This window comes from Enterobacter sp. MGH85 (assembly GCF_001037655.1).
In the GTDB taxonomy this organism is placed as follows: Bacteria; Pseudomonadota; Gammaproteobacteria; order Enterobacterales; family Enterobacteriaceae; genus Enterobacter; species Enterobacter intestinihominis.
In genome coordinates this window covers 1,010,539-1,026,801 of sequence record NZ_KQ089925.1, presented here as the reverse complement: position 1 = coordinate 1,026,801, position 16,263 = coordinate 1,010,539, and the positions used below count along the sequence as shown (strand labels likewise).

Genomic DNA, 16,263 nt, shown 5'->3' with positions numbered 1-16,263 from the left:
CACCCTGCCCTCTCCCCAAAGGCGAGAGGGTGTTCAAGTTCCCTCTCCCCTTTGGGGAGAGGGTTAGGGTGAGGGGAGTAAATCCCGCGATCTTCGTCACATTCCCATAAGCATCTCTTATCTGACGCAATACGAATTAAATTTCGTAAATTGCCCGCATTTATTCATCTGCTGAACCGTTTTCGCAGCAATTGACGACGGGGGTTTTACGTGGCTTTATAAAGGGAGATGACAAAATAATGTCCAGAAAATTTTCGCCTGGGCATAAACAAAAATGATGGGGTGACTGGGTTTTTATGAACGAACAATATTCCGCGTTGCGTAGTAATGTCAGTATGCTCGGCAAAGTGCTTGGAGATACCATCAAAGATGCGTTGGGGGAGAACATCCTCGACCGTGTTGAAACCATCCGCAAGCTGTCCAAATCTTCCCGCGCCGGTAACGAGGCCAATCGTCAGGAGCTGCTCACCACCTTGCAGAACCTCTCTAATGATGAGCTACTGCCCGTTGCCCGCGCCTTCAGCCAGTTTCTGAACCTGGCAAACACCGCTGAGCAATACCACAGCATTTCGCCAAAAGGCGAAGCGGCCAGCAACCCGGAAGTCATTGCCCGCACCCTTCGTAAACTCAAAGACCAGCCCAACCTCAACGAAGCGACCATCAAAAAAGCGGTGGAATCCCTTTCGCTGGAGCTGGTGCTGACCGCACACCCAACCGAAATCACACGTCGTACGCTGATCCACAAAATGGTGGAAGTGAACAACTGTCTGAAGCAGTTGGATAACAAAGACATTGCCGACTACGAACGTAACCAGCTTATGCGCCGCCTGCGCCAGCTGATTGCTCAGTCCTGGCACACCGATGAAATTCGTAAGCATCGCCCAAGCCCGGTCGACGAAGCCAAATGGGGCTTTGCGGTGGTGGAAAACAGCCTGTGGGAAGGGGTGCCAAACTACCTGCGCGAGCTGAACGAACAGCTGGAAGAAAATCTGGGCTATCGCCTGCCGGTCGACTTTGTGCCGGTTCGCTTCACTTCCTGGATGGGCGGCGACCGCGACGGCAACCCGAACGTGACGGCGGAAATCACCCGTCACGTCCTGTTGTTGAGCCGCTGGAAAGCAACCGACCTGTTCCTGAAAGATATTCAGGTGCTGATCTCCGAGCTGTCGATGGTAGAAGCGACGCCGGAACTGCGCGCGCTGGCCGGTGAAGAAGGTGCCAGTGAGCCGTACCGTTTCCTGATGAAAAAACTGCGCGGTCAGCTGATGGCCACGCAGGCCTGGCTGGAAGCGCGCCTGAAAGGCCAGCGCCTGCCGAAGCCGGAAGGTCTGCTGAGCCAGAACGAACAGCTCTGGGAACCTCTGTACGCCTGTTATAAATCGCTTCAGGCCTGCGGGATGGGCATCATTGCCAATGGCGAGCTGCTCGACACCCTGCGCCGCGTGAAGTGTTTCGGCGTGCCGCTGGTGCGTATCGACGTCCGTCAGGAAAGCACCCGTCATACCGAAGCGCTGGGCGAGCTGACCCGCTATCTCGGCATTGGCGACTATGAAAGCTGGTCCGAAGCCGACAAACAGGCGTTCCTGATCCGCGAGCTGAACTCCAAGCGCCCGCTGCTGCCGCGCAATTGGGAGCCAAGCAATGACACCCGCGAAGTGCTCAACACCTGTAAAGCGATCGTGGATGCGCCGAAAGGATCGGTGGCCGCCTATGTGATCTCCATGGCGAAGACCCCGTCCGACGTGCTGGGCGTTCACCTTCTGCTGAAAGAAGCGGGCATCGACTACGCTCTGCCGGTAGCACCGCTGTTTGAGACTCTCGACGACCTGAACAACGCCAACGACGTGATGACCCAGTTGCTGAACATCGACTGGTATCGCGGCTTTATTCAGGGCAAGCAGATGGTGATGATTGGCTATTCCGACTCCGCGAAAGATGCGGGCGTGATGGCAGCCTCCTGGGCGCAGTATCAGGCGCAGGATGCGCTAATTAAAACCTGCGAAAAAGCCGGTATTGAACTGACCCTGTTCCACGGACGCGGCGGTTCAATTGGTCGTGGCGGTGCGCCTGCACACGCGGCGCTGCTCTCCCAACCACCAGGAAGCCTGAAAGGCGGACTGCGCGTGACCGAGCAGGGCGAGATGATCCGCTTCAAGTACGGCCTGCCGGAAGTGACCATCAGCAGCCTGTCGCTCTATACCAGTGCGATCCTGGAAGCCAACCTGCTGCCGCCGCCGGAGCCAAAAGAATCCTGGTGCCGGATTATGGACGAGCTGTCTGACATCTCCTGCGATCTGTATCGCGGCTACGTGCGTGAAAACAAAGACTTTGTGCCTTACTTCCGCTCAGCCACGCCTGAGCAGGAGCTGGGTAAACTGCCGCTCGGCTCGCGCCCGGCCAAGCGTCGTCCTACTGGCGGCGTTGAATCCCTGCGCGCCATTCCGTGGATCTTTGCCTGGACGCAAAACCGTCTGATGCTGCCAGCCTGGCTGGGTGCCGGTGCGGCGCTGCAAAAAGTGGTGGAAGACGGTAAGCAGAGCGAACTGGAAACCATGTGCCGCGACTGGCCATTCTTCTCTACCCGTCTGGGCATGCTGGAGATGGTCTTCTCGAAAGCCGACCTGTGGCTGGCGGAATACTACGATCAGCGTCTGGTGAAACCCGAGCTGTGGGCGCTGGGTAAAGAGCTACGCGAGCTGCTGGAAGGCGACATCAAAGTGGTGCTGGATATCGCTAACGACTCCCACCTGATGGAAGACCTGCCGTGGATTGCCGAGTCTATCCAACTGCGTAACATCTACACCGACCCGCTGAACGTTTTACAGGCTGAACTGCTGCACCGTTCGCGTCTGGCGGAAGAGGAAGGTAAAGAGCCGGATCCGCGCGTTGAACAGGCGCTGATGGTGACGATTGCGGGCGTTGCGGCGGGGATGCGTAACACCGGTTGATCGGTTTTGCCGGGTGGCGCTTACGCTTACCCGGCCTACAATAGGCTTTTCGTAGGCCCGGCAAGCGCCAGCGTCGCCGGGCAATACCCTGGTATCCACACCATGCACCACGATATCCCCCACATCCTGAATGACCTGATCAACGGCACCTTGCCGCTGCGTCAGGTGCATTTCCCCCCTTCGGCTAAACCGCTCCCCCGAACGTCACCTTGCCTCGTGCTTAGCTTTGATACGGCCTGCGAAGCGTTATTTTTTTCATCCGGTAATATTCCGCTTCAACCCGCCTTTTCGCTCAACATCAGCTTCGGCAAGCAACAACTGACTCTTCAGCTCGAGCGCGACAACACGCTTTTGCAACAGCAACAGGTTGCCAGACGCGGGCCGCGAGTGGGCGCATTCCTTTTGCAGACGCTCGCTGAATTGCAAATGCAGCCAGACGATCGGGAAACGGCCAGACTGGTGGTATTAAGTTTGCTCAGCCACTGTCGCGATCTGCTGGGCAGCGATATCCATACCGCCAGCCGCAGCCGTGCATTATTTGAAGCGATTCGTCACTACATCGAAGAACATCACGCCTCTGCACTGACCCGTGAATCGGTGGCGCAGGCGTTTTATATTTCACCGAACTACCTTTCTCATCTTTTTCAAAAAACAGGCAGCGTGGGGTTCAACGAATATCTTACGCAAACACGCCTCGAGCACGCGCGTCAGCTTCTTAAAGGCTACGAGTTCAAAATCAAAGATATCGCTGCAAGCTGCGGATTTACGGACAGTAACTACTTTTGCCGTCTCTTTCGCAAGCACACTGAACGTTCCCCTTCCGAATATCGACGCCAGTATCACAGCCAGCTGATCGCCAAAAAGTAGCATTGTGATCGCTCTCTCACTTCGCCAGGGACATTACATTTATCCAGTATTTGGCAAAATTGACCTGTATTCGCCGCGACTGGGTGCGCCGTATCCTTTATTCAACCTTTCTGACTTAAGGAAAAATAATGGAACTGTACCTGGATACCGCCAACGTGGCAGAAGTTGAACGCCTGGCGCGCATTTTTCCCATTGCGGGCGTGACCACCAACCCAAGCATCGTAGCCGCCAGCGGCGAATCTGTCTGGGAGGTGTTGCCGCGCCTGCAGCATGCTATCGGCCCGGAGGGCAGGCTGTTTGCCCAAACCATGAGCCGCGACGCCGAAGGAATGGTGGCGGAAGCAAAACGGCTGAACAATGCCCTGCCGGACATCGTGGTAAAAATTCCCGTCACTGCACAGGGGCTCATCGCGATTAAAGTGCTGAAGAAAGAGGGAATTACCACGCTGGGAACCGCCGTTTACAGCGCCGCTCAGGGGTTACTGGCCGCGCTGGCAGGAGCGAAATATGTCGCACCGTATGTAAACCGCGTCGATGCGCAGGGCTGTGACGGCATTCGCACGGTACAGGAACTGCAATCCCTGCTGGAACAGCATGCGCCAGAGAGCATGGTGCTGGCTGCCAGCTTTAAAACGCCGCGCCAGGCGCTGGATTGCCTGTTGGCAGGATGTGAGGCAATTACGCTTCCCTTAGACGTAGCGCAACAAATGCTCGGCACGCCAGCGGTAGAGTCAGCCATAGAGAAGTTCGAGCAGGACTGGAAAAACGCGTTTGGTAACCTCAACCTCTAAGGGAGAAATGTTATGGACCGTATCATTCAATCGCCGGGGAAGTACATCCAGGGCGCTGATGTTCTTACTCGTCTCGGCGACTACCTGAAGCCGCTGGCGGCTCGCTGGCTGGTGGTAGGCGATAAATTTGTGCTGGGTTTTACCGAAGAAACCCTGCGTCAGAGTTTTAAAAAAGCCGGACTCCATGCCGAAATTGCACCGTTTGGCGGCGAATGTTCGCAAAATGAAATCGATCGCCTGAAAAAACTGGCCGACAGTACCGACTGCCTGGCGGTGCTGGGTATCGGGGGCGGAAAAACGCTGGATACCGCCAAAGCGCTGGCGCACTTTATGGACGTGCCGGTGGCTATTGCCCCGACCATTGCCTCCACCGATGCGCCGTGCAGTGCCCTTTCCGTGATTTATACCGACAGCGGCGAGTTCGATCGCTACCTGATGCTGCCGCACAACCCGAACATGGTGATTGTCGATACCAGGGTGGTGGCGGGCGCACCTGCGCGCCTGCTGGCCGCCGGGATTGGCGATGCCCTGGCAACCTGGTTTGAAGCGCGCGCCTGTTCGCGTAGCGGCGCCACGACCATGGCGGGTGGCAAGTGCACGCAGGCAGCGTTAGCGCTGGCTGAGCTGTGCTACAACACGCTGGTTGAAGAGGGCGAGAAAGCGATGCTGGCGGCGGAACAACACGTGGTGACGCCTGCTCTGGAACGCATTATTGAAGCCAACACCTATCTGAGCGGCGTGGGCTTTGAAAGTGGCGGGCTGGCGGCGGCACACGCCATTCACAATGGCATGACGGCGGTGCCGGATGCGCACCATTTCTACCACGGTGAAAAAGTGGCATTTGGTACGCTGACGCAACTGGTACTGGAGAACGCGCCGGTAGAAGAAATCGAAACCGTTGCGGCGCTGTGCCATAGCGTCGGGCTGCCAATTACGCTGGCGCAGCTGAATATCAAAGAGGATATTCCGGCTAAAATGCGGCTGATCGCGGAGGCGTCCTGTGCCGAAGGGGAAACCATTCACAACATGCCTGGCGGCGTAACGCCGGATCAGGTCTATGCGGCGCTGCTGGTGGCGGACCAGTATGGACAGCGATTCTTGCAGGAGTGGGAGTAATAGAAAAGCCGGGTGGCGCTGCGCTTACCCGGCCTACATGGCACTTTAATTTGTAGGCCGGGTAAGGCGTAGCCGCCACCCGGCACAAGGGTTACTTCACGTCAAACCGATCCAAATCCATCACTCGCGCCCATGCGGCAACGAAGTCGCGGACGAACTTCTCTTGTGCATCGCTGCTGGCGTAAACTTCAGCCAGCGCGCGGAGGACAGCGTTGGAACCGAAGACCAGATCGGCGCGGGTGGCGGTATATTTCACTTCCCCGCTGGCGCGATCGCTACCGGCAAACAGCTCGTTTGAGTCGTCGGTCGCTTTCCACTGGGTGTTCATATCCAGCAGATTGACGAAGAAGTCGTTGCTCAGCACGCCCTCGCGGTTAGTAAACACGCCATTCTTGCTGCCATCGAAGTTTGCACCCAGTACGCGCAAACCGCCGATCAACACCGTCAGTTCCGGCGCGGTCAGGGTCAACTGCTGGGCTTTGTCGATCAGCAGCGACTCCGTGGTGGACACATCCACCTGTGCGCGATAGTTACGGAAACCGTCGGCAATCGGTTCGAGCAGGTTAAACATCTCGATATCCGTCTGATCCTGGCGCGCATCCACACGACCTGGAGTGAACGGTACGTTGACGTAAACGCCTGCCGCTTTCGCCGCCTGCTCAACGCCCACGACACCCGCCAGCACAATGATATCGGCCAGTGACGCTTTGTTGGTGGTGCGCTGGATCGCTTCCAGAGCCGGTAATGCCCGCACCGCCGCGGCGTTAACGTCCCAGTCGCGCTGAGGTGCCAGCGCCAGACGCGCGCCGTTAGCGCCGCCACGCTTGTCGCCGCCGCGGAAGGTCGATGCCGACGCCCAGGCCACGGAAACCAGCTCGCTCACGGAGAGACCCGAGGCCGCGATTTCCGCTTTCAGGCTTTCAATATCTTCCTGCGTCGGATGGAACACCGGCTGAGGCAGCGGATCCTGCCAAATCAGATCTTCTTTCGGTACTTCCGGGCCGATGTACCGCGCTTTTGGCCCCATATCGCGGTGGGTCAGCTTGAACCACGCGCGCGCAAAGGCTTCGTTGAAGGCCTGCGGATCGTTCAGGAAACGACGGGAAATTTTCTCGAATTCCGGATCAAAACGCAGCGTCAGGTCGGTGACCAGCATGGTTGGCTTGCGTTTTTTCGACGGGTCGAACGGGTCAGGCATAATTTCCGGCGCATCCACGGCTTCAAACTGAATTGCGCCCGCCGGGCTACGCGTCTGCACCCATTCGTATTTGAACAGGTTCTCGAAGAAGTAGTTGCTCCACTGGGTTGGGGTTTGAGACCAGATAACTTCCAGCCCGGAGGTGATGGCGTCAGCGCCAATACCGGTGCCGTGCGTGCTGGCCCAGCCCAGGCCCTGCGCTTCAATAGGCGACGCTTCAGGGTCAGTGCCCACGTGCGTGGCTTCGCCTGCACCGTGCGTTTTACCGAGCGTATGGCCGCCTGCAATAAGCGCAACGGTCTCTTCGTCATTCATGCCCATGTTGCCAAAGGTAGCGCGGATCGCCGCCGCCGCAGACAGCGGTTCACCACTGGCGTTTGGCCCTTCCGGGTTAACGTAAATCAGGCCCATTTCTGTGGCGGCCAGCGGGCGCTTCGCCAGCGCTTCCGGGTCACGGTGAGTCAGCCAGGCTTTTTCATCGCCCCAGTTCACGTCCAGATCCGGTTCCCAGACGTCTTCACGCCCGGCACCGAAACCAAAGGTGCGGAAGCCGGAGTTCTCCAGCGCCACGTTACCCGCGAGGATAAACAGGTCGGCCCAGGAGATTTTTTGTCCGTATTTTTGCTTAATTGGCCACAGCAGACGGCGAGCCTTATCCAGGCTGACGTTGTCAGGCCAGGAGTTCAGCGGCGCAAAACGCTGCTGACCGCGACCGGCACCGCCGCGACCATCAACGGAGCGATAGGTACCCGCACCGTGCCAGGCCATACGGATAAACAGGCCCGCATAGCTGCCCCAGTCGGCAGGCCACCACGGTTGTGAGTCGGTTAACAGTGCTTTGAGATCGCCCTTAAGGGCGGAATAGTCGAGCTTACTGAATTCTTTGCGGTAGTCGAAGTCTTCACCCAGAGGGTTTGAACGGCTGGAGTGTTGATTAAGTAAATCGATGCGGAGTTGTTTAGGCCACCACTCTTTGCTGCCGGTACCTGCACCCGCGCTGTGATCGACGCCGCCCTGGTGGAACGGACATTTGCCGGCGGATGCCGCGTTATTGGTCTCGTCTGACATGCTCATCGCTATGCTCCCTTTACAGTGTTACCGTTACGATATACACCACTAGCGATAAGAGATAGTTGAATTAATCCACAGATTCGATAGCTAATACCTTTTAACTTTCTGTTCGAGTAAAAATCCCTCACTTTATGAGGGTTTTTTACTTTATAACACCGGGCGGACACCCAGCGTATGGCAAATGGCGTAACTCATCTCCGCGCGGTTAAGCGTATAGAAGTGGAAATCCTTCACCCCTTCACGGCTTAAAATCTTCACCATATCCATCGCGATATTGGCCCCCACCAGCTTGCGTGTTTCCGGGTCATCGTCCAAACCTTCGTACATTTTGGACATCCACAGCGGAATGCGCACGTTGGTCATATCCGCGAATTTCTTCGCCTGTTTGAAGTTCGAGACCGGCAGAATGCCAGGGATGATTTCGACATCAATACCCGCCGAGACGCAGCGGTCGCGAAAGCGTAAATAGCTTTCCACATCAAAGAAGAACTGAGTAATGGCGCGATTGGCACCTGCGTCCACCTTACGCTTCAGGTTAAGCAGATCCGCCTGGGCGCTTTTCGCTTCCGGGTGAACTTCCGGGTAAGCGGCAACGGAAATATCAAAGTCAGCAACGTCTTTCAGCAGGGCAACCAGATCGGTGGCGTACATGTCCGGCTTACCGCTCCCCGGCGGGAGGTCGCCGCGCAGGGCAACGATATGACGAATGCCGTTGTTCCAGTAGTCCTGAGCAATCGCGCGCAGTTCATCAGGGGTGGCGTCGATACAGGTGAGGTGCGGTGCCGCTTCCAGACCGGTTCGGTCTTTAATGCCCTTAATGATGCTGTGCGTGCGGTCACGCTCACCGGAGTTGGCGCCGTAGGTTACGGAGACGAACTTCGGCTTCAGGCTGCTCAGGCGATCGATAGAGCTCCACAGGGTTTGCTCCATTTCACTGGTGCGCGGCGGGAAAAATTCAAAAGAGACGTTAATCTGGCCGTTTACTTCGGCCAGGCTCTGATTCAGGGCTTCCCGCTGGTTGGCGTGAAAAAAGCTCATACCTTACCTCTATCTTTCGCGTGTCATTGTTTGTTGTGTTGTGAACTTCTATACGTTTAGACGTCCAGATGTAAAAATGACGGAAAAGCGGGATGACGTCAACAGAAATAATCAACATTAACGGTGAGGTTTGTTCAGGGAAGATGAAGGGGATTCATGATAGGGGGTGAGAAGGCCCCTCACCCCAGCCCTCTCCCCAAAGGGGCGAGGGGGGAAAGACCGCACCGAGCAGTCCCCTCTCCCCTAAGGGGAGAGGGTTAGGGTGAGGGGTTACAGTAGCTTAGCCAGGCGATTAATGTCGGACTGAATGGCTCCGGCGGTCACATCGCGCCCCGCACCCGGGCCACGGATCACCAGCGGGTTATCGCGGTACCAGCGGCTTTCGATGGCGAAGACGTTATCGCACGGCAGCAGCGCCGCCAGCGGATGTTCAGGACGTACCGCCTCCACGCCCACGCGCGCTTTACCGTTCGCCTCGAAGCGCGCCACGTAACGCAGCACCAGGCCCATCTCGTTTGCCGCTTCCAGACGTTGCACCATCTGCTCGTTCAGCTCGTCGCCGTTCTCAAAGAAGTGATCGACAGATCCTTCCTCGCAGCCCGCAGGCACCAGAGACTCAACGCGAACCTGGCCAGGCTCAATGTCGTAGCCCGCTTCACGCGCCAGGATCACCAGCTTGCGCATCACGTCTTTACCGGCAAGGTCGACGCGCGGATCCGGCTCGGTTAAGCCCTGCTGCCACGCCTGATCCACCAGGTCGGTGAACGGCACGGTACCGTCAAATTGCAGGAACAGCCAGGAGAGCGTGCCGGAGAAGATCCCGCTCAGCGCCAGAATGCTGTCGCCGCTATCAATCAGATCGCGCACGGTATGGTTAACCGGCAGACCTGCGCCAACGGTGGCGTTATACAGCCAGTGACGACCCGTTTTTTCGAACGCGTCGTGGATCTGGCGATATTTATCAGTGCTGCTCGCGCCTGCCAGCTTGTTGGCGCTGATGACGTGGAACCCGTGGCTGGCAAAATCCAGATACTGATCGGCCAGTTGCTCGCTGGCGGTAACGTCCAGCACCACCAGATCGTCGTACGGGTGCGCGCGCATCCACAGGAACAGCGACTCTTCGTCCTGCTCAACCGCTTCATCGTTAAAGAAGGCCAGCGCCCGACTGGCGTCCAGCCCTTCGTAGTTCAACAGGCTGCGGCGGCTGTCCACCACGCCTGCCAGAATAAACTCAAATCCGGTACGCGCCGAAAGCGTGACCTGCTCGCGGGCGAACAGCTCCAGCCAGCGGGAACCGATGTTCCCTTTCCCGAACAGTACCAGGCCGATGCGTTTTTCCGCACGGAACAGGGAGGTGTGCAGGCCCTGAATCAGGCTTTCGGTTGGCCCCTTGCGCAGAACGGCAACCAGGCTGATGCCCTCTTCCGACTGCCAGGTGAACTCCACCGGCTGCCCTTTCAGCTGCTGCCAGAAGCGGTGGCAGTGCAGCGGGTTACGGGTGACGCCCGCGCCCACCATTGCCACCAGCGCCAGTCCCTGACGCAGGCGAAGCTCGCCCGGCAGTCCCGCTTCATCCAGAATCTTCAGGGCGCTGTCCACCACTTCAGCGGTATAGCAGAACTGCAACAGCTGGCGATCGTTATGCACGCCAACGGCCAGCGGACGCACCTGGGCACGTTTCAGGATGGTGTCGATATCTTTGTGCGCCAGTTTGAAATCCTGGCCCGCAGGTACCTGGAACTCAATCAGGCAGATGTCATCGTGGCTGGTGACAATGCGCGCGCCCGTACCGGATGCCAGCACGCGCTCGATGCGAGTGGAACCCTGATCCGGCGTGTAGCTACAGCGTAGTTGCAGGTCGATGTCGCTGCCGGAAACCGGCTGTAGCGTGCGCGCGTGCAGCACTGGTGCCGCCAGACGCGCCAGCTCGCTCGCTTCGTCGAGACGCAGCAGCGGCAGCAGGCAGGCATCTTTTACTTTGCGCGGGTCCGCGCTGTAGACACCGGCCACGTCGCTCCAGATGGTGACGCGGGACACGCCCGCCAGGGCGCCAATCTGCGTTGCCGAGTAGTCAGAGCCGTTACGGCCCAGCAGTACGGTTTCACCTGCGTTGCTGCGACTGATAAAGCCGGTCACTACAATACGTTTACCCGGATGTTGCACCAGCAGCTGTTGCAGCAGCGGGTAGGACAACCCTTCGTCTACCTGCGGCTGTGCGGCGCGTTCGGCACGCAGGAAATCACGCGCGTCGAGCCAGGCGGCTTCCACGCCAAGATGTTGCAGCACGGCGGCCATCAGGCGCGCAGACCACACTTCACCATGGCCAACCACTTCCGCATACACCGCATCGGTAATGCCGCTGTCCAGCAGAGCTGCCAGACGCTCAAGGTCGTGAGTAAAGGCGCTTATCAGCCCGTCCGCCACGTCCGCAGGCAGCAAACCGGCAATCAGTTCACTCTGGTAACGACGTAAGGACTGTTGCACCTGATGCGCAGAGAGGCGATCGGTCTGGCTCAGTTTCAGCCAGCTAATCAGCTGGTTGGTGGTGCTGCCCGCCGCAGAGACAACCATCATGTCCCCCGGCTGTGAATACTCGGTCATGATCCCTGCGACACGCAGATAACATTTCACATCAGCAAGACTACTACCACCAAACTTGTGCAGCTGACGACCCTTCGCCCCTGCCTGCGCTATCACACTCATGATTACCCCTTGGCTGCGACCCGGAAGCCATTTTCCAGATCGGCAATTAAATCTTCAGAATCTTCAATACCGGTCGAGATACGCAGCAGCGTCTCGGAAATCCCGGCGGCGGCACGTGCTTCGGGTGCCATACCTGCGTGCGTCATGGTTGCGGCGTGGGAGATCAAGCTTTCTACTCCCCCTAAGGATTCCGCCAGCGTAAACAATGACAACCCGCTCAGGAAGCGACGCAGCGTTTGCTCGTCACCGTCCAGTTCAAAACTTAACATCGCGCCAAATCCTTTCTGTTGGCGCGCGGCAATCTCGTGCCCCTGGTTTTCCGGCAGCGACGGGTGATAAAGCTTCTTCACCAGCGGCTGGGTTTTCAGGAAATCCACGATCGTCTGGGCATTACGCTGCGCGACGTCCATACGCGGTGACAGCGTGCGGATGCCGCGCAGCAGCAAATAGCTGTCGAACGCGCCCGCGGTGACGCCAATGTTATTGGCCCACCATGCCAGTTCAGTGACAACATCAGGATCTTTGGCAATCACCACACCCGCTACCACGTCAGAATGGCCGTTCAGATATTTCGTGCATGAATGCAACACCAGATCGGCACCCAGTGCCAGTGGGTTCTGAAGGGCCGGACTGAGGAACGTATTATCCACTACACTTATCGCTCCCGCATCCCTTGCGAGCTGACAAATTTTCGCAATATCGACTACGCGCAACAATGGATTGCTTGGACTTTCCACCAGAACCAGCTTCGGCTGTTCGGCTAACGCCTGTTTCAGCGCCTGTTCGTCGTTTTGATCGACAAACAACACGCGGTAGCAGCCACGTTTCGCCAGGCTATCAAACAGACGATAGCTGCCGCCGTAGCAGTCGTGCGGCGCCACCAGCAGATCGCCAGGTTTCAGGAACACCGTGGTTACCAGGTGAATGGCAGACATGCCGGTATTGGTTAATACCGCCCCTGCGCCGCCTTCCAGTTCCGCCAGCGCGCGCTGGGTAACGTCACGCGTAGGATTGCCGCGACGCGAGTAGTCATGCGCGCGAGGTTCATTAAATCCGGTGAAATTATAGGTGCTGGAGAGATGAATTGGCGGGACAACGCAGCCGTACTGCTCGTCATCATTCAATCCGCTACGCACTGCGATGGTGGCCTGTTTACGCGTCATGGTGAGGCTTCCTGGCGAATGAGGTGAAAAGTCAGGCACCAGAGTAAACATTGAAAGTATGGACGTCAATACATCTGGACATCTAAACTTCTTTGCGTATAGATTGAGCAATGCGCAAATAGCCGTTAAAATTATATGCTTTAGGACACGCTACAGCGGCAATATCCGTGCCTCGGTATCGTCTCTACGGTAAACTACGCAAGATTACGGTTCAAAACTGATGGTTACCGGTTTTGCACCTTTAGATTAATGACTGAGAGGATTAAAGGTATCTCATGGCTGAATGGAGCGGCGAATATATCAGCCCATACGCTGAGCACGGTAAGAAGAGTGAGCAAGTCAAGAAAATCACGGTGTCCATTCCTCTGAAGGTGTTGAAGATCCTCACCGATGAACGTACGCGTCGTCAGGTGAACAACCTGCGTCACGCCACTAACAGCGAACTGCTGTGCGAAGCGTTCCTGCATGCGTTTACCGGCCAACCGTTGCCGAACGATGACGATCTGCGCAAAGAGCGCAGTGACGAAATTCCAGAAGAGGCGAAGGTGATCATGCGTGAACTGGGTATCGACCCGGATACGTGGGAATACTGATAAGCGGATACAAAAAAGGCACCTTGCGGTGCCTTTTTTTCGGGAAACTTATTTAGCGCCCGGGATGCTGAAACGCTTGTTGAAGCGGTCAACACGGCCACCGGTTGCAACATCACGCTGCTTACCAGTGTAGAACGGGTGGCATTTGCCGCACACGTCCAGGTTCAGATCGTGACCCACGGTAGAGCGGATCTGGATAGAGTTACCGCAAGAGCAGTTTGCAGTAATCATTTCGTATTTCGGGTGAATATCTTTTTTCATGGGAGAACCTCAGTTAAGGCCGCGTCGCTCTTCCAGCCCTAACGCCAGACACCACGCGATGTTGAATGTAAGTTCTTTGGCGTAAAGTACACCAAAGGCGGCGAATCATACAGAATTTAACCAACGTATGCAAACTGATCCGCACGCCGCTTTCACTAATGTGTATACTAACGCGCCACTTTTCAAGTCAGGAAGATTCGATGCCCGTCGCTCACGTTGCCCTGCCCGTTCCGCTTCCCCGCACCTTTGACTACCTGCTGCCCGACAGCATGAGCGCCAAAGCGGGCTGTCGCGTGACCGTGCCGTTCGGTAAACAGCAGCGCGTGGGGATCGTCGTCTCCGTCAGCGATAAAAGCGAGCTGCCGCTTACCGAGCTGAAATCGATCGTTGAAGTGCTGGACGATGAACCTGTTTACTCTCAAAGCACCTGGCGACTGCTGTTGTGGGCGGCAGATTATTATCACCATCCTATTGGCGACGTATTGTTCCACGCCCTACCGATTATGCTGCGTCAGGGTAAGCGCGCCAGCCATGCGCCAATGTGGTACTGGTTTGCCACCGAGCAGGGTCAGGCGGTCGACATTAACAGCCTGAAGCGCTCGCAAAAACAACAGCAGGCGTTGGCCGCGCTACGCCAGGGGAAAATCTGGCGCCATCAGGTCGACGAGCTCGAGGTGAGCGAAACCGCGTTGCAGGCATTAAGGAAGAAAGGGCTGAGCGAGCTGGCCAGCGAAGCACCTGCCCTTCACGACTGGCGCGACGGCTTTTCCGTCTCGGGCGATCGCCTGCGTCTGAATACCGAGCAGGCCACCGCCGTGGGCGCGATTCACAGCGCCGCCGATCGATTCTCCGCCTGGCTGCTGGCGGGCGTCACCGGCTCCGGTAAAACCGAAGTGTATCTGAGCGTACTGGAAAATGTGCTCGCGCAGGGCAAACAGGCGCTGGTAATGGTGCCGGAAATCGGCCTGACGCCGCAAACCATCGCCCGTTTCCGTGAACGCTTTAATGCACCCGTTGAGGTTCTGCACTCCGGCCTGAACGACAGCGAGCGCCTCAGCGCCTGGCTGAAAGCGAAAAACGGCGAAGCGGCGATTGTGATTGGCACCCGTTCCTCACTCTTTACGCCGTTTAAAAATCTCGGCGTTATCGTGATCGATGAAGAGCATGACAGCTCCTATAAACAGCAGGAAGGCTGGCGCTATCACGCCCGCGACTTAGCCGTGTACCGCGCCCACAGCGAGCAAATCCCCATTATTCTGGGGTCCGCCACCCCCGCGCTTGAAACGCTGCACAACGTTCGCCAGCGTAAATACCACATGCTGCGCCTGACGCGCCGCGCGGGAAATGCCCGTCCGGCCATTCAGCATGTGCTGGATCTGAAAGGCCAGCAGGTGCAGGCCGGGTTAGCGCCTGCGCTGACTAACCGCATGCGCCAACATTTGCAGGCGGGCAACCAGGTGATCCTGTTCCTGAACCGCCGCGGCTTCGCGCCTGCGTTGCTGTGCCACGACTGCGGCTGGATTGCCGAGTGCCCGCGCTGCGATCACTACTACACCTTCCACCAGGCTCAGCGCCATTTACGCTGCCACCACTGCGACAGCCAGCGTCCGGTACCCCGTCAGTGCCCGTCCTGCGGCTCAACGCACATCGTGCCGGTGGGTCTGGGGACGGAGCAGCTCGAACAGGCGCTGGCGCCGTTCTTCCCTGATGTGCCCATTTCGCGTATCGACAGGGACACCACCAGCCGCAAAGGGGCACTGGAGCAGCAGCTGGCGGAAGTGCATCGCGGCGGCGCGCGCATACTGATTGGCACTCAAATGCTGGCGAAAGGGCATCACTTCCCGGACGTGACGCTGGTCGCCCTGCTGGACGTCGACGGCGCGCTGTTCTCCGCGGATTTTCGCTCCGCCGAGCGTTTCGCACAGCTTTATACCCAGGTTGCTGGTCGCGCCGGTCGAGCGGGTAAGCAGGGCGAAGTAGTGCTGCAAACGCACCATCCTGAGCACCCGCTGCTGCAAACGCTGCTGCACAAAGGCTATGACGCCTTCGCGGACCAGGCGCTGGCCGAACGTCAGACGATGCAGCTTCCTCCGTGGACCAGCCACGTCATCATCCGTGCGGAAGATCATAACAACCAGCAGGCGCCGCTATTCCTGCAACAGCTGAGAAATCTCCTGCAGGCCAGCCCACTGGTGGATAATCAGCTGTGGATTTTAGGCCCGGTACCCGCGCTCGCCCCGAAACGCGGCGGCCGTTTCCGCTGGCAACTCTTACTTCAGCACCCTTCGCGTATCCGTTTACAGCAGATCGTCAGCGGCACGCTGGCGCTGATTAATACCCTGCCGGAAGCACGAAAAGTGAAGTGGGTTCTGGACGTCGATCCGATTGAAGGCTGAAGACGGATCGAAAAATTTAATGCGCCTCACACTTTTTATGAAAATTCTGTAACCGATTCCATTAACTATCTGTAAAAATGGTGCGGTCCGCAGTTCGGTGTTCAGGCGAGGAGAAGAC

The 16,263-nt window shown here is 57.5% G+C and carries 11 protein-coding genes; 6 read left to right on the top strand and 5 right to left on the bottom strand.

What is annotated here, in order from left to right; all coding sequences use genetic code 11:
• The first annotated feature begins 296 nt into the window (after positions 1-296).
• The 4 genes from ppc (at position 297) to gldA (ending at position 5,722) form a co-directional block, all read left to right on the top strand.
• Positions 297-2,948 carry a phosphoenolpyruvate carboxylase gene (ppc, locus tag SK51_RS04800; RefSeq protein ID WP_022649787.1) on the top strand — a complete coding sequence of 884 codons (2,652 nt, stop codon included), beginning with the start codon at positions 297-299 and terminating at the stop codon, positions 2,946-2,948.
• Between the two features lie 102 nt (positions 2,949-3,050).
• Positions 3,051-3,815, top strand: coding sequence for a helix-turn-helix transcriptional regulator (locus SK51_RS04795; protein ID WP_023298892.1), 765 nt, complete (start codon positions 3,051-3,053; stop codon positions 3,813-3,815).
• A gap of 128 nt (positions 3,816-3,943) precedes the next feature.
• On the top strand, positions 3,944-4,606 hold the full coding sequence (fsa, locus tag SK51_RS04790; RefSeq protein ID WP_023307181.1) for a fructose-6-phosphate aldolase: 663 nt from the start codon (positions 3,944-3,946) through the stop codon (positions 4,604-4,606).
• Positions 4,607-4,618: 12 nt separating this feature from the next.
• A complete protein-coding gene (gldA, locus tag SK51_RS04785) occupies positions 4,619-5,722 on the top strand; it encodes a bifunctional L-1,2-propanediol dehydrogenase/glycerol dehydrogenase (protein ID WP_023307182.1) in 1,104 nt (367 codons plus the stop codon).
• A gap of 91 nt (positions 5,723-5,813) precedes the next feature.
• Here the strand turns inward: gldA and katG are convergent, their stop codons facing one another.
• The 4 genes from katG to metB form a co-directional block, all read right to left on the bottom strand.
• Complete coding sequence (gene katG / locus SK51_RS04780; RefSeq protein ID WP_023298895.1) at positions 5,814-7,994, bottom strand: catalase/peroxidase HPI; 2,181 nt, start codon at positions 7,992-7,994, stop codon at positions 5,814-5,816.
• Positions 7,995-8,138: 144 nt separating this feature from the next.
• Positions 8,139-9,029 carry a methylenetetrahydrofolate reductase gene (gene metF, locus SK51_RS04775; RefSeq protein ID WP_023307183.1) on the bottom strand — a complete coding sequence of 297 codons (891 nt, stop codon included), beginning with the start codon at positions 9,027-9,029 and terminating at the stop codon, positions 8,139-8,141.
• 270 nt (positions 9,030-9,299) lie between these two features.
• Positions 9,300-11,732 (bottom strand): bifunctional aspartate kinase/homoserine dehydrogenase II, encoded by a 2,433-nt coding sequence (locus SK51_RS04770; protein ID WP_023298896.1) that lies wholly within the window; start codon positions 11,730-11,732, stop codon positions 9,300-9,302.
• 2 nt (positions 11,733-11,734) lie between these two features.
• Positions 11,735-12,895 carry a cystathionine gamma-synthase gene (gene metB, locus SK51_RS04765; protein WP_023307184.1) on the bottom strand — a complete coding sequence of 387 codons (1,161 nt, stop codon included), beginning with the start codon at positions 12,893-12,895 and terminating at the stop codon, positions 11,735-11,737.
• Positions 12,896-13,170: 275 nt separating this feature from the next.
• Here metB and metJ point away from each other — a divergent pair, with 275 nt between their 5' ends.
• Positions 13,171-13,488, top strand: coding sequence for a met regulon transcriptional regulator MetJ (metJ, locus tag SK51_RS04760; protein WP_006179183.1), 318 nt, complete (start codon positions 13,171-13,173; stop codon positions 13,486-13,488).
• A gap of 48 nt (positions 13,489-13,536) precedes the next feature.
• Here metJ and rpmE read toward each other — a convergent pair whose 3' ends face one another.
• On the bottom strand, positions 13,537-13,749 hold the full coding sequence (rpmE, locus tag SK51_RS04755; RefSeq protein ID WP_003862040.1) for a 50S ribosomal protein L31: 213 nt from the start codon (positions 13,747-13,749) through the stop codon (positions 13,537-13,539).
• Positions 13,750-13,949: 200 nt separating this feature from the next.
• On the opposite strand from rpmE, the gene priA reads away from it, so the two are divergent.
• On the top strand, positions 13,950-16,145 hold the full coding sequence (gene priA / locus SK51_RS04750; protein WP_032676782.1) for a primosomal protein N': 2,196 nt from the start codon (positions 13,950-13,952) through the stop codon (positions 16,143-16,145).
• The last annotated feature ends 118 nt before the right edge of the window (positions 16,146-16,263 follow it).